Source organism: Methylobacterium sp. NPDC080182 (assembly GCF_050281105.1).
In the GTDB taxonomy this organism is placed as follows: domain Bacteria; phylum Pseudomonadota; class Alphaproteobacteria; order Rhizobiales; family Beijerinckiaceae; genus Methylobacterium.
The window spans coordinates 23,210-42,147 of the sequence record NZ_JBNNWO010000020.1 but is presented as its reverse complement, the minus strand read 5'-3'; the positions used below and the strand labels follow the sequence as shown (position 1 = coordinate 42,147).

Below are 18,938 nucleotides of genomic sequence, written 5' to 3'. Positions count from 1 at the left end.
CAGGATGAGGCTCGGCCGTTGCCCTGGGCAACATGAGGATCGCGATGCTGTTCGGTTGGTGGATGACGGGCATGGACATGGCCATGCTGGGGCTGGAGGCGCAGGGCGTCATCGCCCAGCGCATGGCGATGTTCGCCCTCGGCGGCCCCGCGGCCCAGGCCGAGGCGCAGCTCATGGTGACGGAGAAGATGCTGGCCGCCGGCGAGGCGGCCCTCATGCTCGCAGCGGGCGCCTCGAACGGCAAGGTGATCCGCAGCTACCGGCGGAAGGTCCAGGCGAACGCGCGGCGGCTGAGCCGGGGGTGAGGCCCGTGCCCGCCGGGTCTCGGCGCGCCGTCATCGCGGGCGCAGCGAAGCAATCCAGCGGCGCCACATCCGGCGACGTCACGTTGCCCCGGGTCGCTTCGCTGCGCTCGCGATGACGGGGTCGGCTCGTGAAGCCGCGATCCGCCTTCAGTTATTGGCCGTCCGGAACGTGTCGCAGGACTTGGTCTGGCCGCTCTTGTAGCCGGCCATGAACCAGCGCTGGCGCTGGGCCGAGGAGCCATGGGTGAAGGAATCCGGCACCACGTAGCCCCGCGAGCGCTGCTGCAGCGCGTCGTCGCCGATCTGCGCGGCGGCGTTCAGCGCCTCGTCGATGTCGCCCTGCTCGAGCTCGGCGTACTTGTCATTGGAGTTCTTGGCCCAGACGCCGGCGAGGCAGTCGGCCATCAGCTCGATCCGCACCGAGAGGGCGTTCGCCTCGGTCTTGCTGGAGGCCTGCTGCTGGCGCGCCTGGACCTTGCCGAGGATGCCGAGCACGTCCTGGACGTGGTGGCCGACCTCGTGGGCGATCACGTACGCGTAGGCGAAGTCGCCCTTCACGCCGAACTTCGAGGCCATCTCCTTGAAGAAGCCGGTGTCGAGATAGACCTTCTTGTCGAGCGGGCAGTAGAACGGACCCATCGCGGCCTGGGCCGAGCCGCAGCCGGAGCGCGTGCCGCCGGTGTACAGCACCAGCGTCGTCGGGGTGTACTGCTTGCCGGTCTGCTGCGGCAGGATCTGGCTCCACACGTCCTCGGTGTTGCCGAGGATCTTCGAGGCGAACCGGCCGCTCTCGTCGGTGGGCGCCTGGCGCCGCTTAGCCTGGGTCTGCGGGTCGACCTGCTCCTGCTGGCTGCGGCCGCCGCCACCGATCTGCTGGGCGCCGCCGATCAGGATCGCCGGGTTGATGCCCGTGAAGTAGCTGATGATCAGCAGCACCACGATGGTGCCGATGCCGAGCCCGCCGGCGCCGCCGCCGGGAAAGCCCATGCCGCCACCGCCGCCGCCCTCGCCCCGGCGATCCTCGACGTTGTCGGAGCTGCGTAGATCTTCCCAGCGCATGGTTGGGTCCCGCCATCGGTGCTGCGCCGGCCGCCTCGGGCGGGCCGGGATTGGCTGTGCGTCGTCGTGTCCGGCCGATGGCGCGCCAGCAGCGGGAACGAAGCTCTAATGGCGGGAGGGGAGAGCCGGTTCCGTCACTCCGGTCAAGCTCGCGGTCACGCTTTCCCGTCGAGGAGGGCGCGCAGGGACCGGAAGTCCCGCCACGCGAGCCGCTTCTGGACCGGCTGGCGCAGCAGGAAGGCAGGGTGGAGCGTGGCGAGCAGCTTCACCTCGCGGTTCGGCAACTTGTACGGGAAGAGGCGGCCTCGAGTCCGCAGGATGCCGTCCTTGGTGCCGGTCAGCGTCTGGGTCGCGGGCGCGCCGAGGCAGACGATGATGTCCGGGTCGACGAGCTCGATCTGGCGCTCCACGAAGGGCCGGCACACCGCCACCTCCTGGGGGGTCGGGTTGCGGTTGCCCGGCGGCCGCCAGGGTACGATGTTGCCGATATAGGCGCTCGTCCGGTCGAGCCCGACCGCCTTCATCATCTTGTCGAGGAGCTGGCCCGAGCGGCCCATGAACGGCTTGCCGATCCGGTCCTCGTCGGCGCCGGGCGCCTCGCCGAGAAACATCACCCGCGCCTCGGGATTGCCGTCGGCGAAGACGAGGTTCTTCGCCGTGAAGCGCAGCGGGCAGGCGTCGAAATCCGCGAGAATCCGTTCGAGCTCGTCGAGGGACTTGGCCTGCCGCGCCCGGGCGCGGGCGTCGCTCGCGGCCTCGTCGGGCTGGGCGCTGGCGGCGCGGCCGAAGGTCCGCGGCGCGGCGGCGGGTGGGGCCGAGCCGGGGGGCGGCACGAGCGTGTTGGCGACCGGGCTGACCGGCTGCTCGACCGGCCGGGGCGCCGCCCGGCGTGGCGCGCGCAGGGTAGGCGCGGGCGTGTCGGCCTCGTTGAAGCGGTCGTGCGGCTGCTCGTCGAGCGCCGTGTCGGCCCCGGCCTCCACGTGGAAGTCGAGATAGGCGATCAGGTCGGCTTGCGCGTCGGTGGGGCTCGGCATGGGATTCAGCATGTGGGATCGCCGGGGCCTGTGGACAACTCGCCGAATCGCTCCGGGTAGCAAGGACTTGCGTGACCGAACAGCGCGGCGCGGCGCAGCGCTGTGACGCCGTTCCCTGCGGCAAAGGGAACTTTGCCTTGAGCTTGAGCGTCGGCAACTTGCCTTTCTAGCTTGGAATCGCTTGAGACGGCATCAGGAAGGCCGGCCCGGCGACGAACCGGGCGCCGGAACAAGAAAAGGAACCCGAGGATGGCGCTGCCCGAACGCGAGAGCATGGATTTCGACGTGGTCGTGGTGGGCGCCGGCCCGGCCGGCCTCGCCACCGCGATCCGCCTGAAGCAGCGCGCCGCCGAGATCGGCGATGAGATCTCGGTCGTCGTCGTCGAGAAGGGCTCGGAGGTCGGCGCCCACATCCTGTCGGGGGCGGTGATCGACCCGATCGGCCTCGACCGGCTCCTGCCGGAGTGGCGCCAGGACCCGGAGCGGCCGCTTAAGACGGAGGTGCAGCGCGACGAGTTCATGATGCTCACCAAGAACAGCGGCATCACCCTGCCGAACGTGTTCTTCCCCAAGCTCATGTCGAACCACGGCAACTTCGTCGGCTCGCTCTCGAACGTCTGCAAGTACCTCGGTGCCCAGGCGGAGGCGCTCGGCGTCGAGATCTACCCGGGTTTCCCGGCCTCCGAGGTGCTGTTCGACGCGAACGGCGCGGTGGCGGGCGTCGCCACCGGCGATCTCGGCATCGGCCGGTCCGGCGAGCCGCGCGAGGACTACACCCGCGGCATGGAGCTGCGCGCCAAGTACACGGTGTTCGGCGAGGGCGCCCGCGGCAACCTGACCAAGGGTCTGATCCAGCGGTTCGAACTCAACCGGCACAGCGACCACTTCAAGTACGGGCTCGGCGTGAAGGAGCTCTGGCAGCTCGCGCCCGGCAAGTTCGAGCCCGGGCTGGTGCAGCACACGATGGGCTGGCCGCTGCCCAACAAGGCCGGCGGCGGCTCCTGGCTCTACCACTTCGATGACCACCTGCTCTCGGTCGGCTTCGTCACGCACCTGAACTACGAGAACCCGACCCTGTCGCCGTTCGAGGAGTTCCAGCGCTTCAAGACCCACCCGATGATCGCCGAGACCTTCGAGGGCGCCAAGCGCATCGGCTACGGCGCGCGCGCCATCATGGAGGGCGGCTGGCAGTCGGTGCCCAAGCTGGTCTTCCCCGGCGGGTGCCTCGTTGGATGCTCGGCCGGCTTCGTGAACGTGCCGCGGATCAAGGGCTCGCACAACGCGGTGCTGTCCGGCATGCAGGCGGCCGACGCCATCGCGGACGCCCTGAAGGCGGGCCGCGCCGGCGACGAGCTCACCGCCTACGAGGCCGGATGGCGCGACAGCCCGATCGGGCAGGACCTGAAGGCGGTGCGCAACGTCAAGCCGCTCTGGTCCAAGTACGGCACGCTGGTCGGCGTCGGGCTCGGCGGGATCGACATGTGGGCGACCAGCATCCTCGGCGCCTCGCCGTTCGGCACGCTGTCCCACGGCAAGCCGGATCACGCCTGCCTCAAGCCGCTCTCGGAGGTGACGCCGATCGTCTATCCGAAGCCGGACGGCAAGCTGACCTTCGACCGGCTCTCCTCGGTCTACTTGTCGAACACCAACCACGAGGAGGACCAGCCGCCCCACCTGAAGGTCCGCGATATGGAGCTGCAGAAGCGCTCCGAGCACGACGTCTACGGCGGCCCGTCCGGTCGCTACTGCCCGGCCGGCGTCTACGAGTGGGTGGAGGATTCTTCAGCCAGCGACGGCGTGCGCTACCAGATCAACGCGCAGAACTGCGTCCACTGCAAGACCTGCGACATCAAGGATCCGAACCAGAACATCGACTGGGTGACGCCGGAGGGCCCGGGCGGGCCGAACTACCCGAACATGTGAGTGCCGCCCTCGGCCGAGGGGCCGAGGCTCACGTCTTTGCGAGCGCAGCGAAGCAATCCAGTGAACCGCTCCGTGGGCAGACGTCCCGCCGCCCTGGGTCGCTTCGCTGCGCTCGCGATGACGGGACGGCCGACCAACCCGGCCTCAACCCCCGCGCCATCCTTTCGCCTTGCGGGGCTGGCGGGATGGGTTCAGTGTCCCCAACGTTTTTTCGGGGATGCCCCGCCATTCTCGCGCCCGGCCCCCGACGGGCCGGCGCCCAGGAGCCGCGATCGGTTCATGATGATGACACGCGCCCGCCGGAGCGTTTCGGCGCTCGCCCTGCTGCTCGCCGCCGGGCTCCCGCAGACCGTGCTCGCCGCGCAGCCGAAGGAATCGACCCCGGTGCTCGACTACGAGCCCGCGGACTCGCTCGAGGGCAACTTCCTCTCCGCCTACATCGCGGGCGCGTCGCGGGACACGGCGGCGGCGGCGACCTTCTACCGCGAGGCGGTGAAGGCCGACCCGCGCAACGCGGAACTCGTCGAGCGCGCCTTCATCTCGCTGCTGGCCGACGGCGCCCTGCCGGACGCGTTCCGCACCGCCGAGAAGCTGATCGCCCGCGATCCGACCAACGGCCTCGCCAACCTCTCCCTCGGGGTGCGCCAGATCAAGGCCGGCCAGTGGGCCGCCGCCCGCCAGAACTTTTCCCGGAGCGGTCGGGGCGCCGCCACGGACCTGACCGCGACGCTGCTCACCGCCTGGTCCTACGCGGGCGCCGGCGACAGCAAGAAGGCGCTGGAGACGGTCAACAAGCTCCGGGGCGAGCGCTACTACAACACCTTCCGGGACTACCATGCCGGCCTGATCGCCTCGGTGACCGGCGACAACGCCGAGGCCGAGCGCCGCCTCAAGGCCGCCTACGACGCCGACCACAACACCCTGCGCATCGTCGACGCCTACGCCCGCATGGAGGCCAGCCTCGGCCGCACCGACCTGGCGATCCAGGCCTATTCCGACTTCGACCAGCTCTCGCCGCGCCACCCGCTGGTGCGCGACGCCCTCGAGAAGCTGAAGGACGGCAAGCCGCTCACGCGGCTGATCGGCACCGCCCAGGAGGGCGCCGCCGAGGTGCTGTACGGGCTGGGCTCCGCCGGCTCGACTCAGGGCGACGAGCTGCCCGCGGTGATCTACCTGCGGCTCGCCCTCTACCTCGCCCCCGACCACGCGCTGGCCCGGCTGACGCTCGCCGACACGCTCGACCGGATGAAGCAGCCCGAGCGCGCCAACGAGGCCTACGCGCAGATCCCGGCCAATTCCCCGCTCAAGCTCAACGCCGACATCCAGATCGGCCTGAACCTGGAGCAGATGGGCAAGGGCGACGAGGCGCTGGCCCATCTCGACGCGGCGATGAAGGCCCACCCGGACGACATCGACGTCATCACCGCGCTGGGCAACGTGCAGCGCGCCCGCAAGAAATACGAGGAGGCGGCGGCCACCTACACCCGCGCCATCGACCTGATCGGGAACCGGCCGCAATCCAACTACTGGACGACCTACTATTTCCGCGGCACCGCCTACGAGCGCGCCAAGCAGTGGCCGAAGGCCGAGGCCGACCTGAAGAAGGCCCTGTCCCTGGTGCCGGCCAACCAGCCGGCCGCCAAGGCCCAGGTGATGAACTACCTCGGCTATTCCTGGGTCGACCAGAACATCAACATCGACGAGGCGTTCAAGCTGCTGCAGCAGGCCGCCGACGCGAGCCCGCGGGACGGCATGATCGTCGACAGCCTCGGCTGGGCCTATTACCGCCTCGGCCGCTGGGACGACGCGGTGCGCGAGCTGGAGAAGGCGGTCGAGCTGAAGCCCGGCGATCCGACCATCAACGACCACCTCGGCGACGCCTACTGGCGCTCGGGCCGGCGCCTCGAGGGCAAGTTCCAGTGGCAGCACGCCAAGGACCTGAACCCCGAGCCGGACGACCTCACCCAGATCAACGCGAAGCTGAAGGACGGGCTGCCCGACATCGAGAAGCCCACCGCCACCGCCGAGACGGTGCCGGCCCCGGTCGCCGCCCCGCACAATCCCGACAACCCGGAGCTCCCGAAGGGCGCGCCCCAGCCGCACGAGGCGCCGGGCTCCGCCGACAAGGCCAAGAAGTCGGGGGGCTAGGCCTCCCGCCAAGTCCCGCCTCGGGGCGGTGTGGCTGCCGCGCCGTCCTGACGATGCGCGGGCCATTTCGGGACGCGAGGCCGCGAGATCCGGCCCGCGCCCGCCGCCCTGTCGCGGCTTCGGGCGCCCGCGCTGCGGCCCGGAGGCCGTAGGTCGAGCGACCTAATTGCCCATCGATCCGCGCCCGCTATCGTCGCGCCTCCGCAACGTTCCGGAGTGCGACGTGAGAGCGCTGAAGCCTGTCTGTGTCCTGCTGGCCCTCGCCTGCGCGGCGTCCGGGATCGGGGCCGATCCCGCGCGGGCGCAGGACGCGGCGGCGGCGCCGAAGTCCTTCGCGCTCGATTCCGTTCCCGTCTCGGACGCGCCGCTCGGTCGCTTTCCCTACTTCGCGCTGCCCGACGGCTACCAGCCGGTGAACCCGCCCGAGACGCGGGAATTCGGGCATTTCCTGTTCTGGACCGGCGCAGCGCTCCACGAGGTCGAAGGCAAGGTCTTCCAGTCCCTGATCGGTCCCAAGGACGGCAAGACCTACTCCGCCTACGAGCTGAAGAAGAACATCGAGGCCGTGCTGACGCAGGCCGGCGGCCGGAAGATCGCCGACGGCCGGATCCCCAACTCCGTGACGGAGACGCTGCCGGAGGAGATCCGGATCGGGATGTATGAGGGCCTGGGCGACGTCTACAACGTGCCCGCCCAGACCTGGGTGATCCGCCGGCCGGACCGGCAGATCTGGGTGCATTTCGTGCCCGACAGCTTCACCGCGGCCTGGACGATCCTCGAGACGAAGCCGTTCGTGCAGACCGCCGCCCTCCTGCCCGCCGAGCGGCTGAAGCAGGCTCTCGACAAGACCGGGAAGGCGGTGATCCAAGTCAACTTCGCCACCGACAGGACCGAGATCCTGCCGGCCTCCGCCCCGCAGATCGACGCGGTGGCGGCCCTGCTCCGGACGGATCCCGGCCTGCGGCTCGCGATCAACGGCTACACGGACGGGACCGGGGCCGCCGCGCACAACCAGGCCCTGTCCGACGGCCGTGCCAGAGCGGTCATGGCGAGGCTCGTCGGCGCCGGAATCGCGAAGGACCGGCTGAAGGCCAAGGGCTTCGGCGCCGCCAGCCCGGTCGCCGCCGACGACAGCGAGGCGGGGCGGGCGCAGAACCGGCGCGTCGAGCTGGTCAAGTTCTGAGCGGCGCGGGCGCGCGAAGACCCCCGGCGGCCGGGCTCGGACGGACCATCCGGTAGCGCTCCGGCGTCGGAGCGGGGGACAGCGCGATCGACAAGAGTATTTTGTCCGCCAGCTCATAAAAATCGACGCGCATTTTCGCGAGCTTTGACGCACAGTGCGTGGCCGTTCGCGGGCGGCCACGCCGCGTCCCGCCCGGCAGGAGATTCGCACGGCAAGAGCCGGCGGGCGGGCACGTGCCCGCGACCCAGGGAGGAAGGCCCATGCCGTCAGACATCGAGATCGCCCGCGCCGCGACCCTGAAGCCGATCGCGCAGGTCGCCGAGAAGCTCGGCATCCCGGATGACGCGCTCCACAATTACGGCAAGCACATCGCCAAGATCGAGCACGGCTACATCGCCGGGCTGGAGAGCCGGAAGGCCGGCAAGCTCGTGCTGGTCACCGCGATCTCCCCGACGCCCGCGGGCGAGGGCAAGACCACCACCACGGTGGGCCTGGGCGACGCCCTGAACCGCATCGGCGAGAAGACCATGATCTGCCTGCGCGAGCCCTCGCTCGGGCCGTGCTTCGGCATGAAGGGCGGCGCAGCCGGCGGCGGCAAGGCGCAGGTCGTGCCGATGGAGCAGATCAACCTGCACTTCACCGGCGACTTCCACGCCATCACGTCGGCCCACAGCCTCGCGGCCGCGCTGATCGACAACCACGTCTACTGGGCGAACGAGCTCAATATCGACGTCCGCCGCATCCACTGGCGCCGGGTCGTCGACATGAACGACCGGGCCCTGCGCGCGATCAACCAGTCGCTCGGCGGCGTCGCCAACGGATTCCCCCGCGAGGACGGGTTCGACATCACGGTGGCCTCCGAGGTGATGGCGGTGTTCTGCCTCGCGCGTGACCTCGCCGACCTGGAGGAGCGCCTCGGCCGGATCGTCATCGCCGAGACCCGCGACCGCAAGCTCGTCACCCTCAAGGACGTGAAGGCCACCGGCGCCATGACGGTGCTGCTCAAGGACGCCCTGCAGCCGAACCTCGTGCAGACCCTCGAGGGCAACCCGGCGCTGATCCACGGCGGCCCCTTCGCCAACATCGCCCACGGCTGCAACTCGGTGATCGCCACGCGGGCCGGCCTGCGGCTCGCCGACTACACGGTGACGGAGGCCGGCTTCGGCGCCGATCTCGGCGCCGAGAAGTTCCTGGACATCAAGTGCCGGCAGGCGGGCCTGACCCCCTCGGCCGTGGTGGTGGTGGCGACGGTCCGCGCCCTCAAGATGCACGGCGGCGTCGACAAGAAGAACCTCGGGTCCGAGAACATCGATGCCCTGGAGAAGGGTTTCGCCAATCTCGCCCGTCACGTCACCAACCTGCGCGGCTTCGGCCTGCCGGTGGTGGTCGGCGTCAACCACTTCCACGCCGACACCGACGCCGAGCACGCCAAGCTCAAGGACCTGTGCCGCGAGCGGCTCGACGTGGAGGCGATCACCTGCCGCCACTGGGCCGAAGGCGGTGCCGGGGCCGAGGAACTCGCCCGCGCGGTGGTCAAGCTCAGCCAGGCCGAGCCGGCGCCGATCCGCCACGCCTACGAGACCGAGAGCCGGCTCACCGACAAGATCCGGGCGATCGCCACCAAGCTGTACGGCGCCGCCGACATCCAGATCGAGACCAAGGCCGCCGGCAAGCTCGCCACCTTCGAGAAGGACGGCTACGGCCACCTGCCGATCTGCATGGCCAAGACCCAGTACTCCTTCTCCACCGACCCGACCCTGATGGGCGCCCCCGAGGGCCACATCGTCGGCGTGCGCGACGTCCGGCTCTCGGCCGGCGCGGGCTTCGTGGTGGCGATCTGCGGGGAGATCATGACCATGCCGGGCCTGCCCCGGGTGCCGGCCGCCGACACGATCCGGCTCGACGCCAACGGGCAGATCGACGGGCTGTTCTGAGAAACGTCGCGCGGGGCTCGCCCACGGGCGGGCCCCGCCGTTCGTCGTTGCGAGCGGAGCGAAGCAATCCAGGGACACACCGCATCCGGAGATCGCGCGCTGCCCTGGGTCGCTGCGCTCGCGATGACGGAGCGGGTCGGATCAGGGGCCGCCCCTACGCGTCCCCGAACAAGTCCACTGCCAGCCGGGAATGCGCCTCGCGCAGCATCCCGGTATCGACTCCGAGCGGCTGCCCGTCGATCACCCGCCAGCGCCCCGCGACCATCACCCGGTCGGCCCGGGTGGCGCCGCACAGGACGAGCGCCGCCAGCGGGTCGTGGGCACCGGAGAAGCGCAGCTCGTCCAGGGTGAACAGGGCGAGGTCCGCCTCGCGGCCCGGCGCGATCCGGCCGATATCGGAGCGGCCGAGGCAGGCGGCCGAGCCCTCGGTCGCCCAGCGCAGGGCGTCGAGATGCGTCACGGCCTCCGCCCCGTAGGTGAGCCGGTTGATCATGAGGGCGTGGCGCACCCCCTCCATCAGGTTCGAGCTGTCGTTCGAGGCCGAGCCGTCGACGCCGAGGCCGACGGGCGCGCCCGCCGCCTCCAGCTCGCAGGTGCGGCAGCGGCCCGAGGCCAGGGTCATGTTCGAGGTCGGGCAGTGACAGACACCGACGCCGGCCGCGCCGAGCCGCGCGACCTCGGCATCGGTGAGGTGGATGCCGTGCGCGAGCCAGACCCGGTCGCTCAGCCAGCCGACCTCTTCGAGGTACTCCACCGGGCGGCAGCCGAACATCTGCTGGCAATAGGCCTCCTCGTCGCGCGTCTCGCCGAGATGGGTGTGCAGCCGGCACCCGCTGCGGGCGGCGAGCTCCGCGCTCGCGCGCATCAGGCGCTCGGTCACCGAGAAGGGCGAGCAGGGGGCGAGGGCGATCTGCACCATCGCCCCGGGGGCGGGATCGTGGAACAGGTTCAGCACCCGCTCGCAGTCCGAGAGGATCGCGTCGTCGTCCTGGGTCAGGGCCGCGGGCGACAGGCCGCCCGCCCGGTCGGACAAGCTCAGGGAGCCGCGGGTGAGCGCGGCCCGGATCCCGAGGTCGCGGGCCTCCGCGACCTGGATGTCCATCGACGCCTCGAGGCCCTTCGGGAACAGGTAGTGGTGGTCGCCCGCCGTGGTGCAGCCCGAGAGCAGCAGCTCGGTGAAGGCGACCCGCGTGGCGAGCCGGAACGCCTCCGGGGTGATCCGCCCCCAGACCGTGTAGAGCGCCTCCAGCCAGGGGAAGAGCGGCTTGTTGAGCGCCAGCGGATGGGCGCGGGTCAGCGTCTGGAAGGCGTGGTGGTGGGTGTTGATCAGCCCCGGGATGACCACGTGGCGCGACGCGTCGAAGGTCGCATCCACGGGCGCGGCGGGCCGCGCGCCCGCCGGCACGCACTCGACGATCCGGGTGCCCGCCACCACGATCCCGCCGCCGGCGGCCTCGGCCAGGACGGCGCGCGGGTCGCGGATCCAGAGGCGTCCCGATCCCGGTTCCCCTGCCTCGGCCATGCGCGTCCGCTCCCGTCGCCCGAGGGCCTGCGTAGCGGAGGCGTCGGACCGGGGGCAATCCCGCGGGTACACGCTTGAGGATCCGGGGCGGTCGGCGCCCCGGCCGCCCCGGCCAGGGTTGACGGGCCCCGGCCGCCTTGAGAAACGTCATGGGGACTGACCTATCACCCGTTGGGAGCGGCCGCGCCGTGACACGGACAGCCCCGCGCGAGGAGATGTTCGCGCCGAAACCCGTCCCGGGCGCCGCGCCGGCCGCCCTCGGCAGCGACGACCTGATCGAGCTCCTGTTCTTCGCCTACCGGGATTTCGTCGGCGATCCGGACAGGATCCTGGCCGATTACGGGTTCGGCCGCGCCCACCACCGGGTGCTGCACTTCGTCGACCGGTACCCGGGCCTGACGATCGCCGAGCTCCTCGACATCCTGCGCATCACCAAGCAGAGCCTGAACCGGGTGCTCAAGGACCTGATCGGGCAGGGCTACGTCGCGCAGAAGCCCGGTTCCAGCGACCGGCGCCAGCGCCTCCTGTACTGCACCGAGGCCGGCGCCGGGCTCGCGGCCGACCTGACGCGGGTCCAGGCCCGCCGCCTCGCCCGGGCGCTCGCGGCGCCGGATGCCCGGGGCTCCCCGGAGGACTTCCTGATGGCGATGATTGAGCCGGAGGACCGGCCGGCGGTCCAGCGCCTGATGGCGCGGCGCGGGGGCGGGGCCGAGGGGCAGGTCGACGCGGAGGAGCCCGCGTGAGCCACGCCGCCCGGTCCGACCTGCCCGACGAGGCGCCCCACGTCCTCGTGGTCGACGACGACCGCCGCCTGCGCGAATTGCTCGCCCGCTACCTCACCGACCAGGGCTTCCGGGTCACCGCGGCGGCGAGCGCCGCGGAGGCGCGCGCCCGGGCCCAGAGCGTCGTGTTCGACGCCATGGTGCTCGACGTGATGATGCCCGGCGAGAACGGCTTCGACTACGCGCGCAGCGTCCGCGAGACCTCGCGCGTGCCGATCCTGATGCTCACGGCCCGCTCCAACCCGAACGACCGGGTGATGGGGCTGGAGATCGGCGCGGACGATTACCTGCCGAAGCCGTTCGAGCCGCGGGAGCTGACGCTGCGGCTCAACAACATCATCAAGCGCAGCGTGCGGCCCCGCGCGGCCTCCGCCGAGGCCGTGACCTTCGGGCCCTTCGCGTTCCGGATCGACCGGGGCGAGCTGCGCCGGGACGACGAGCTGATCCGCATCACCGAGCGCGAGCGCGAGATCCTGACGATCCTAGCGACGGCGGGCGGCGCCAATGTCGAGCGCGAGCAGCTCGCCGGTCCGGGCGGCGCGGCGGCGGAGCGCACCGTCGACGTGCAGATCAACCGCCTGCGTCGCAAGACCGAGGTCGATCCCGCCAACCCGGTCTTCCTGCAGACTGTGCGGGGCGTCGGCTACCGGCTCGCGGTGGATTGAGCCGCCCGCGGGCCGCCGCCGGGCGGCTCAGACCACCCGCGGCGTGTCGGGTTTCAGCTTGAGGGCCTTGGCGATCCGGGTGGACAGGCTCCCCACGATCGCGAGGCTGGCCGACGGGCCGGCGAGGGCGCGGACGGCCTCCACCGCCTCCTCGGCGCTGGGCTTCATCACTGCGTAGACCGTGGCGCCGGGCGCCGCGCCGGCGCCCTCCGCGGTCACGGAGACGAGGAAGGTCGTGTGGCGTCGCCGCGGGCGTCCAGGCATGGTCCAGCATTTGGCATGTCGGCTAACCATCACCAATGCCTGAGACCCGGAGCCGGCCGGGAAACCGCACGCACCCGGCACGATAACCCGTGCCGGGTCTCTCAGATCAGGGCAAGGTCGATGCCGGGAAGCCGCAGCCCATCGAGGCGCGTGCGCCAGCGCTGACCGGAGGCGACGGGCAGCGCGTCCGTCAGCGTGCCCGTCGTGACGACAGTCCCGGCGTCGAGCGGTGGGGCCACCGGATCGTTAGCCAGCGCATCGACGAGGTGGGCCAGGGCCGCGAGCGGCCCCGTCCCGAGCACGCAGCCGCCACCGCCCCGGTCCGCGACGGCCCCGTCCCGCAGTAGCTCGACGGTGAAGCCCGCGAGCTCGCCGATCCAGGCCGATCGCGCGTCCGGGGCGATCCGCACCCGCTCGCCCACCACCAGCAACCCGTGCAGCCCGAAGGCCGCGACGGTGTCGGGCGCCGCGAAGCGCCAGCCCGGATAGAGCGACTGCACGATCTCAAAGCCGCTCGCCGCCCAGTCGAGGCAGGCGATCAGCGCGGCGGCATCCATGCCGGGCTCGGGCGCGCGCGCCAGCCCGAACACGATCTCCGGCTCGATCCGCGGCTCGACGAAGGCGGCGAGCGGCACCGGTTCCGACAGCGCGGCCCGGTCGCGCAGGGTCGTGTCGTAGACGTGCCCCCAGATCGGCGCGCGGACGCCGTAGCGCTCCCACAGGGTCGTGTTGGTGAAGCCGATCTTGTAGCCGACTGGCCGCTCGCCGCGCTCCCCGCGCAGGACCCGGACCGCCTCGGCCACCCGGTAGGCCGCCGGCAGGTCGAGGGCCGGATCCCAGTCGGTCAGCGGCGCGATCGGGCGGCGATGCTCGTGCGCGGAGAGGATCGTGCGGGCATGGGCCGCGGCGGAGATCGGCTCGGTCATCGGCGCACGGCGTGAGGGCCGACGGGGCGGCACCCGCGCCGGGCCGCCTCGATCGCGGCCGACTGATCTTACCCGAGGTGACCGTCGCCGGGAACGCGCGCTCTGTCGCTGCGCCGCCGACGCTCGCCGGCCCGTCCCCCGCGCGGAGCGCGCTCCCGGGGCGTTCGCTCCCGGCCCGGCCGCCCGCAGCATATTTTCATTAGAGGAATACCAAAATAAGTTTCTTAAAGATGTGTCATCGGAGGCACATACTGCTCACGGATCCGTGATAGCTGAGCATCGGCGCGTATCTACGCCCAGTAATTCTTGTTTAGAGTCGGTACAATGTCGAGATATGTCAGTGACCGGGCCGCGTCGCGCGCGTTCGATCGTGCGGAGAGGCTGCTCCGGATCGGGTTTGTATCGTCGACATCTATACTCACGCTCGGGGCGGCCGCGCTCGCCCAGCCCGCGCCCGTCCAGCCGGCGCCCGCCACGGAGATCGAGCTGTCCGAACTCAGCGTGACGGGCGAGGCGCGCGGGCGCAGCCTGAACAGCGACCTGTACGGGCGCGGCGGGGCCACCGGGCCGGTGCCCGGCTACGTCGCCAGCCGCAGCACGGTCGGCACGAAGACCGACACGCCGATCCTGGAGACCGCGCAGTCGGTGTCGGTCATCGGGCGCCAGCAGATCGAGGACCAGAACGCCCTGACCATCAATCAGGCGCTGCGCTTCACCCCGAGTGTCACCACCGAGCAGCGGGGCGGCGCGGGCTCGACGCGCCTGGAGCAGTTCTACATCCGCGGCTTCACCGCGCCGATCTTCCTCGACAACATGGCGCTGCCCGGTAACCGCGACGCTTTCCCCAGTGTCGATCCCTACCGCCTGGAGCGGGTCGACATCATCAAGGGGCCGGCCTCGGTCCTCTACGGGCAGTCCGGTCCGGGCGGCCTCGTCAACCTCGTCTCGAAGGTCCCGCAATTCGTCCGCCACGGCGAGATCTTCGTCCAGGGCGGCGGCTTCAGCGAGGTCCGCGGCGGCTTCGACGTCGGCGGCCCGATCGCGTCCGACATCCCGGGTCTCGCCGACCAGTTCGCCTACCGGGTCATCGGCCTCGGCTGGAACGGCGACGGCCCGGCCGTGACCACCAAGGTCGAGCGCGCCTTCATCAACCCGAGCCTCACGTGGCGGCCCTCCGCCGACACCTCGCTCACGGTCATCGCCAACTACCAGCGCGACCCGTTCTCGGGCTTCTACGGCGGCTTCCCGGCCGTCGGCACGGTGTTCCCGCGCAATTTCGGCAGCGGCGTCTTCGGCCGGCTGCCGGTCAACTTCTACGACGGCGACCGCACCATCGAGCGCTCCGACCGCACGCAGGCCTCCGTCGAGTACCTGTTCGACCACCGGATCACCGAGAACCTGCGCTTCCACTCGGCCGGCCGCTACCTGCGCTCGAACGGCGACTACCGCAGCGTGTTCACGACCTTCGGCGACGTCAACGGCCCGTACACGAGCGGCCCGATCATCGGCCGGTCGGTCGGCGGCACCCAGGTCGACATCGAAGCCTACACGATGGACAACAACTTCATCGCCGATTTCGACACCGGCCCGATCGCCCACACGGCGCTGCTCGGCGTCGACCACCGGACCTTCAGCACGCGGTCCGTCACCGGCCCGTTCCCGGCGACGACGAGCCTGAACGCCCTCGCCCCCGACCACGACCTGCCGATCCGGTTCCCCGCCTTCACGTCGACCTCGCGGATCGACGCGCAGCAGACCGGCGTGTACTTCCAGGATCAGGCGAAGTTCGACCGCTTCATCCTGACGCTCGGCGGCCGCTACGACACCGCCCGGCAGACCGGCCCGACCCGCACCTTCGCGCCGAACGGGCTGACCATCCAGGACGTCCCGGCCGAGGCCTTCACCGGCCGCGCCAGCCTGCTCTACCTGTTCGACAGCGGCGTCGCCCCGTACGTCTCCTACAGCGAGGCGTTCGAGCCGATCGTCAACGGGCGGATCTTCGACGCCGCCTTCGGCTCGGCCGGGCGCATCCCCGTCCCGATCGCCAGCAACCAGTACGAGGCCGGCATCAAGTACCAGCCCCCCGGCACCGACATCCTGCTGACCACCGCGTTCTTCGACATCCGCCGCTCGAACGCCACCACCACCGACCCGGTCAATCCCGGCTTCGTCGTGCAGACCGGCGAGGTCGGCGTGCAGGGCGTCGAGTTCGAGGCGCGGGCCACCCTCGCCGAGGGCCTCAGCCTGATCGGCGGCTTCTCGCTCCTCGACATCCGCAACGTCCGCGACACCGGCTTCACCACGAACGACCTGACCCGCCGGCAGGTGCCGCTCCAGGGCCTGCGGCCGGTGCAGGTGCCGGACACGACGGCCTCGCTGTTCGTCGACTACCGCTTCACCGACGGCCCGCTCATCGGCCTCGGCCTCGGCGGCGGCGTGCGCTACCTCGGCCCGTCCTGGGGCGATCCCGCCAACACGTTCCAGGTGCCCGAGAGCGTGCTGGTCGACGCCGTCGCCTCTTACGACATGAAGCACCTCGACCCGCGGCTCGCCGGCCTCAGCGCGCAGATCAACGTGCAGAACCTGCTCGACGAGCGCTACGTGACCGGCTGCTTCACCTACTCGGGCTGCTATTACGGCCTGCCGCGCACGGTCTACGCGACCCTGCGCTACCGCTGGTGAGGCGGCCGCCGTGGGCAAGACCTTCCGGCAGTCGATGGCGTGGCTCCACGCCTGGTCGGGCCTCGTCGTCGGCTGGGTGCTGTTCGCCGTCTTCGTGACGGGCACGGCGAGCTACTACCGGCCCGAGATCTCGCAGTGGATGCGGCCCGAGCTCCGCACCGACCGGACCTTCGGGCCGGCGGAGCTCGCGGCGGCGGCCGAGCGCGGCGTCGCCCACCTGCAGGCCCATGCGGGCGGCGCACGGACGTGGTTCCTCGCGCTGCCGCGGCCGGACCGGCCGGTGCTGGAGCTGTTCTGGCGGACCGGCCCGGGCCGGCCGCCCGGCCACGTCCTCCTGGATCCCGACAGCGGCGCGCCGGCGGCGGTGCGGGCGACGCGCGGCGGCGACTTCCTCTACCGCTTCCACTTCGAGCTGAACCTGCCGCCGCTCTGGGGCCGCTGGATCGTCGGCGCCTGCGCGATGATCATGCTGGTGGCGCTGATCTCGGGAATCGTCACCCACCGGCGCATCTTCGCCGACTTCTTCACCTTCCGCCGGGACAAGTCCGCCCAGCGGGGCTGGCTCGACGCGCACAACGTCACGGGCGTGCTCGCCCTGCCGTTCCACCTGATGATCACCTATACCGGGCTCGCCACCCTCATGGTGATGTACGTGCCCTGGGGCCTGAACACGGCCTATCGCGGCGACAGCCAGCGCTACTTCGCCGAGTCCGGCCAGATCACCGCGCCGCGCTCGCCCGCCGGCCAGCCCGGCACGCTCGTGCCGGTCGGGCCGCTGGTGGTCCGCGCCCTGGCGATGCGGCCGGAACCCCTGGAGCGGATCACGGTGGTCAACCCGGCGGACGCGCGCGCCACCGTGGTGGCGGTGTTCGAGGAGCCGCACGGCCTCTCCCACGAGCACCCGCAGATCGCCTTCGACGGCGTGACGGGCGCGGTCCTGGAGGTGCGCGCGGGCGGCCTGCGGCCGGCGACCAAGACGTTCACCGCGATGGTCGGCCTGCACGAGGCGCACTTCGCCGGCCCGGCCCTGCGGGTGCTGTTCTTCCTGTGCGGCCTCGCCGGCAGCGCCATGGTGGCGACCGGGCTGCTGCTCTGGGCGGTGGCGCGCCTGCCCAAGGGGGACGCGCCCCGGGGCTTCGGCCTGCGCCTCGTCCAGGGCCTGAACGTCGCGACGATCGCCGGCCTGCCCGCGGCCATCGCCGCCTATTTCCTGGCCAACCGGCTGCTCCCCGCCGCGCTGCCCGCGCGGGCGGAGTGGGAGGTCGGGGCCTTCTTCGCCGTCTGGCTGCTCGTCGCCGTGGCGGCGCTCCTGCGCCCGGCCGGGCGGGTCTGGCCGGAGACGCTGACGGCGGCGGCCGCGTTGTACGGCGCCGTCGCGGCCGCGGATGTCGGGCGCCTCGTCGCGCTCCGGCTCGGCGGCGACGCGCCGGTCGAGCCGGTCCTCCTCGCCTTCGACGGCGCGATGCTGGCCCTCGCCGCCCTCTTCCTGCTCGCGGTCCGCACGATCGCGCGGCGCGGCGGAGCGTCCCGCGGCCCCGCGAAAGCCGCGGGGCTCTCGATCGCGGGGCACGCGCGGCGGGACCAGGCCTGGCCCGGCATGCCGGTACCGGGAGATCGGGAGCCGATATGATAAAATTGAACTGGTATATTGAACCCAGTGCGGCGAATTAATTCAAAATAACTCCCGAAGCCTGACATATATCGGATGCGCGTCGACTGTATCTGTGCAGAATGGTTCGGCCGGCATGCCAGCCGGTCGCGCCTGTGTCGTCGATTTTCACGCCCTTGATCCTTCGGCCCAGGCGTTCCAGCGCGGTCCATCCCAAGCGCACGCTGGACATGTCCCCGAGACCCAGAACTTGAGCCTCGAGGCGCGGCCCTCGGGGCTCTTTTTCTGCCGCGCCGGGCAATGCGGGCCCGGCGGCTGTTCACGGGCCCCGCGTCCCCGTACCAGAAGGCCCCGGGAGCGGCAGGACGGGCATGCAGCGCATCACCATCACCATCGACGACGCCCTGCTGACGGCGGTCGACGACCTCTGCGCGCGGCGCGGCTACGGCAGCCGCTCGGAGGCGGTGCGCGACATCGTCCGCGACGCCCTGGCGCCGGTCCGCGCCGCGGAGACCGGGGGATCGGCGGCCTGCTACGGAGCCCTGAGCTACGTCTACAGCCACGGCACCCGCGACCTGGCCCGCCGGCTGACCGGCGAGGGGCATGAGCACGGCGTCTCGATCGCCAGCCTGCACGTGCACTTGACCCACGACGCGTGCCTCGAGGTGGCGGTCCTGCGCGGGCCGGTGGCCCGGATGCAGAGCTACGCCGACGCCGTGGTCACGCAGCGCGGCGTCCGCTACGGTCACCTGCACCTCATCCCGGAGGGTGACGACGCCCACGCCCATCCGGGCCACGGCGACGACGGCCCGGGGTGAGGATGCCCCCCGCCCGCGATCCGGCACCCCGTCGACTGCGCCCCACGCGCAACACGGCCGGCCTAATCCGCCCGTATGATTTTT

At 71.3% G+C, this 18,938-nt stretch carries 15 protein-coding genes; 10 read left to right on the top strand and 5 right to left on the bottom strand.

All coding sequences use genetic code 11. The annotated features are described in order from the left end of the window. Positions 1-44: 44 nt before the first annotated feature. Positions 45-305 (top strand): hypothetical protein, encoded by a 261-nt coding sequence (locus ACQKQD_RS28135; protein ID WP_020094308.1) that lies wholly within the window; start codon positions 45-47, stop codon positions 303-305. 147 nt (positions 306-452) lie between these two features. Here the strand turns inward: ACQKQD_RS28135 and ypfJ are convergent, their stop codons facing one another. Both ypfJ and ACQKQD_RS28125 read right to left on the bottom strand, forming a co-directional pair. Continuing rightward, positions 453-1,364: a KPN_02809 family neutral zinc metallopeptidase gene (gene ypfJ, locus ACQKQD_RS28130; protein ID WP_427510183.1), complete on the bottom strand. Its 912-nt coding sequence runs from the start codon at positions 1,362-1,364 to the stop codon at positions 453-455. A 155-nt stretch (positions 1,365-1,519) separates the two neighbouring features. Continuing rightward, a complete protein-coding gene (locus ACQKQD_RS28125) occupies positions 1,520-2,410 on the bottom strand; it encodes a uracil-DNA glycosylase (RefSeq protein ID WP_427510182.1) in 891 nt (296 codons plus the stop codon). Between the two features lie 237 nt (positions 2,411-2,647). On the opposite strand from ACQKQD_RS28125, the gene ACQKQD_RS28120 reads away from it, so the two are divergent. The 4 genes from ACQKQD_RS28120 (at position 2,648) to ACQKQD_RS28105 (ending at position 9,586) form a co-directional block, all read left to right on the top strand. Continuing rightward, the gene (locus tag ACQKQD_RS28120) at positions 2,648-4,321 is read left to right on the top strand and encodes an electron transfer flavoprotein-ubiquinone oxidoreductase (protein WP_427510181.1); all 1,674 of its coding nucleotides are present in this window, start codon (positions 2,648-2,650) and stop codon (positions 4,319-4,321) included. Between the two features lie 279 nt (positions 4,322-4,600). After that, positions 4,601-6,469 carry a tetratricopeptide repeat protein gene (locus ACQKQD_RS28115; protein ID WP_020094312.1) on the top strand — a complete coding sequence of 623 codons (1,869 nt, stop codon included), beginning with the start codon at positions 4,601-4,603 and terminating at the stop codon, positions 6,467-6,469. Positions 6,470-6,692: 223 nt separating this feature from the next. Further along, a complete protein-coding gene (locus ACQKQD_RS28110; RefSeq protein ID WP_427510180.1) occupies positions 6,693-7,652 on the top strand; it encodes an OmpA family protein in 960 nt (319 codons plus the stop codon). A gap of 260 nt (positions 7,653-7,912) precedes the next feature. Continuing rightward, a complete protein-coding gene (locus ACQKQD_RS28105) occupies positions 7,913-9,586 on the top strand; it encodes a formate--tetrahydrofolate ligase (RefSeq protein ID WP_427510179.1) in 1,674 nt (557 codons plus the stop codon). A gap of 154 nt (positions 9,587-9,740) precedes the next feature. On the opposite strand, the gene ACQKQD_RS28100 is transcribed toward ACQKQD_RS28105, so the two are convergent. After that, the gene (locus ACQKQD_RS28100) at positions 9,741-11,108 is read right to left on the bottom strand and encodes an 8-oxoguanine deaminase (RefSeq protein ID WP_427510178.1); all 1,368 of its coding nucleotides are present in this window, start codon (positions 11,106-11,108) and stop codon (positions 9,741-9,743) included. A 215-nt stretch (positions 11,109-11,323) separates the two neighbouring features. On the opposite strand from ACQKQD_RS28100, the gene ACQKQD_RS28095 reads away from it, so the two are divergent. Together ACQKQD_RS28095 and ACQKQD_RS28090 are read left to right on the top strand one after the other, a co-directional pair. Next, positions 11,324-11,851, top strand: coding sequence for a MarR family winged helix-turn-helix transcriptional regulator (locus ACQKQD_RS28095; RefSeq protein ID WP_020094317.1), 528 nt, complete (start codon positions 11,324-11,326; stop codon positions 11,849-11,851). Continuing rightward, positions 11,848-12,555: a response regulator gene (locus ACQKQD_RS28090; protein WP_020094318.1), complete on the top strand. Its 708-nt coding sequence runs from the start codon at positions 11,848-11,850 to the stop codon at positions 12,553-12,555. Before ACQKQD_RS28095 ends, ACQKQD_RS28090 begins: the two co-directional genes overlap by 4 nt. A gap of 27 nt (positions 12,556-12,582) precedes the next feature. Here the strand turns inward: ACQKQD_RS28090 and ACQKQD_RS28085 are convergent, their stop codons facing one another. Together ACQKQD_RS28085 and ACQKQD_RS28080 are read right to left on the bottom strand one after the other, a co-directional pair. Next, positions 12,583-12,819 carry a hypothetical protein gene (locus tag ACQKQD_RS28085; protein WP_091927668.1) on the bottom strand — a complete coding sequence of 79 codons (237 nt, stop codon included), beginning with the start codon at positions 12,817-12,819 and terminating at the stop codon, positions 12,583-12,585. A gap of 101 nt (positions 12,820-12,920) precedes the next feature. Continuing rightward, complete coding sequence (locus tag ACQKQD_RS28080) at positions 12,921-13,745, bottom strand: 2-keto-4-pentenoate hydratase (protein ID WP_427510177.1); 825 nt, start codon at positions 13,743-13,745, stop codon at positions 12,921-12,923. 324 nt (positions 13,746-14,069) lie between these two features. On the opposite strand from ACQKQD_RS28080, the gene ACQKQD_RS28075 reads away from it, so the two are divergent. The 3 genes from ACQKQD_RS28075 (at position 14,070) to nikR (ending at position 18,854) form a co-directional block, all read left to right on the top strand. Further along, positions 14,070-16,427 carry a TonB-dependent siderophore receptor gene (locus ACQKQD_RS28075; protein WP_427510176.1) on the top strand — a complete coding sequence of 786 codons (2,358 nt, stop codon included), beginning with the start codon at positions 14,070-14,072 and terminating at the stop codon, positions 16,425-16,427. 10 nt (positions 16,428-16,437) lie between these two features. Next, the gene (locus ACQKQD_RS28070; RefSeq protein WP_427510175.1) at positions 16,438-18,057 is read left to right on the top strand and encodes a PepSY-associated TM helix domain-containing protein; all 1,620 of its coding nucleotides are present in this window, start codon (positions 16,438-16,440) and stop codon (positions 18,055-18,057) included. Between the two features lie 350 nt (positions 18,058-18,407). Continuing rightward, positions 18,408-18,854, top strand: coding sequence for a nickel-responsive transcriptional regulator NikR (gene nikR / locus ACQKQD_RS28065; protein ID WP_132369134.1), 447 nt, complete (start codon positions 18,408-18,410; stop codon positions 18,852-18,854). The last annotated feature ends 84 nt before the right edge of the window (positions 18,855-18,938 follow it).

What these genes read in the sequence shown, in the direction of transcription:
- ACQKQD_RS28135 (WP_020094308.1), top strand. Translation starts at nt 45, where the DNA reads ATGCTGTTCGGTTGGTGGATGACGGGCATGGACATGGCCATGCTGGGG.
- ACQKQD_RS28095 (WP_020094317.1), top strand. Translation starts at nt 11,324, where the DNA reads ATGTTCGCGCCGAAACCCGTCCCGGGCGCCGCGCCGGCCGCCCTCGGC.
- ypfJ (WP_427510183.1), bottom strand. Translation starts at nt 1,364, where the DNA reads ATGCGCTGGGAAGATCTACGCAGCTCCGACAACGTCGAGGATCGCCGG.
- ACQKQD_RS28120 (WP_427510181.1), top strand. Translation starts at nt 2,648, where the DNA reads ATGGCGCTGCCCGAACGCGAGAGCATGGATTTCGACGTGGTCGTGGTG.
- ACQKQD_RS28100 (WP_427510178.1), bottom strand. Translation starts at nt 11,108, where the DNA reads ATGGCCGAGGCAGGGGAACCGGGATCGGGACGCCTCTGGATCCGCGAC.
- ACQKQD_RS28105 (WP_427510179.1), top strand. Translation starts at nt 7,913, where the DNA reads ATGCCGTCAGACATCGAGATCGCCCGCGCCGCGACCCTGAAGCCGATC.
- ACQKQD_RS28085 (WP_091927668.1), bottom strand. Translation starts at nt 12,819, where the DNA reads ATGCCTGGACGCCCGCGGCGACGCCACACGACCTTCCTCGTCTCCGTG.
- ACQKQD_RS28115 (WP_020094312.1), top strand. Translation starts at nt 4,601, where the DNA reads ATGATGATGACACGCGCCCGCCGGAGCGTTTCGGCGCTCGCCCTGCTG.
- ACQKQD_RS28080 (WP_427510177.1), bottom strand. Translation starts at nt 13,745, where the DNA reads ATGACCGAGCCGATCTCCGCCGCGGCCCATGCCCGCACGATCCTCTCC.
- nikR (WP_132369134.1), top strand. Translation starts at nt 18,408, where the DNA reads ATGCAGCGCATCACCATCACCATCGACGACGCCCTGCTGACGGCGGTC.
- ACQKQD_RS28125 (WP_427510182.1), bottom strand. Translation starts at nt 2,410, where the DNA reads ATGCTGAATCCCATGCCGAGCCCCACCGACGCGCAAGCCGACCTGATC.
- ACQKQD_RS28075 (WP_427510176.1), top strand. Translation starts at nt 14,070, where the DNA reads ATGTCGAGATATGTCAGTGACCGGGCCGCGTCGCGCGCGTTCGATCGT.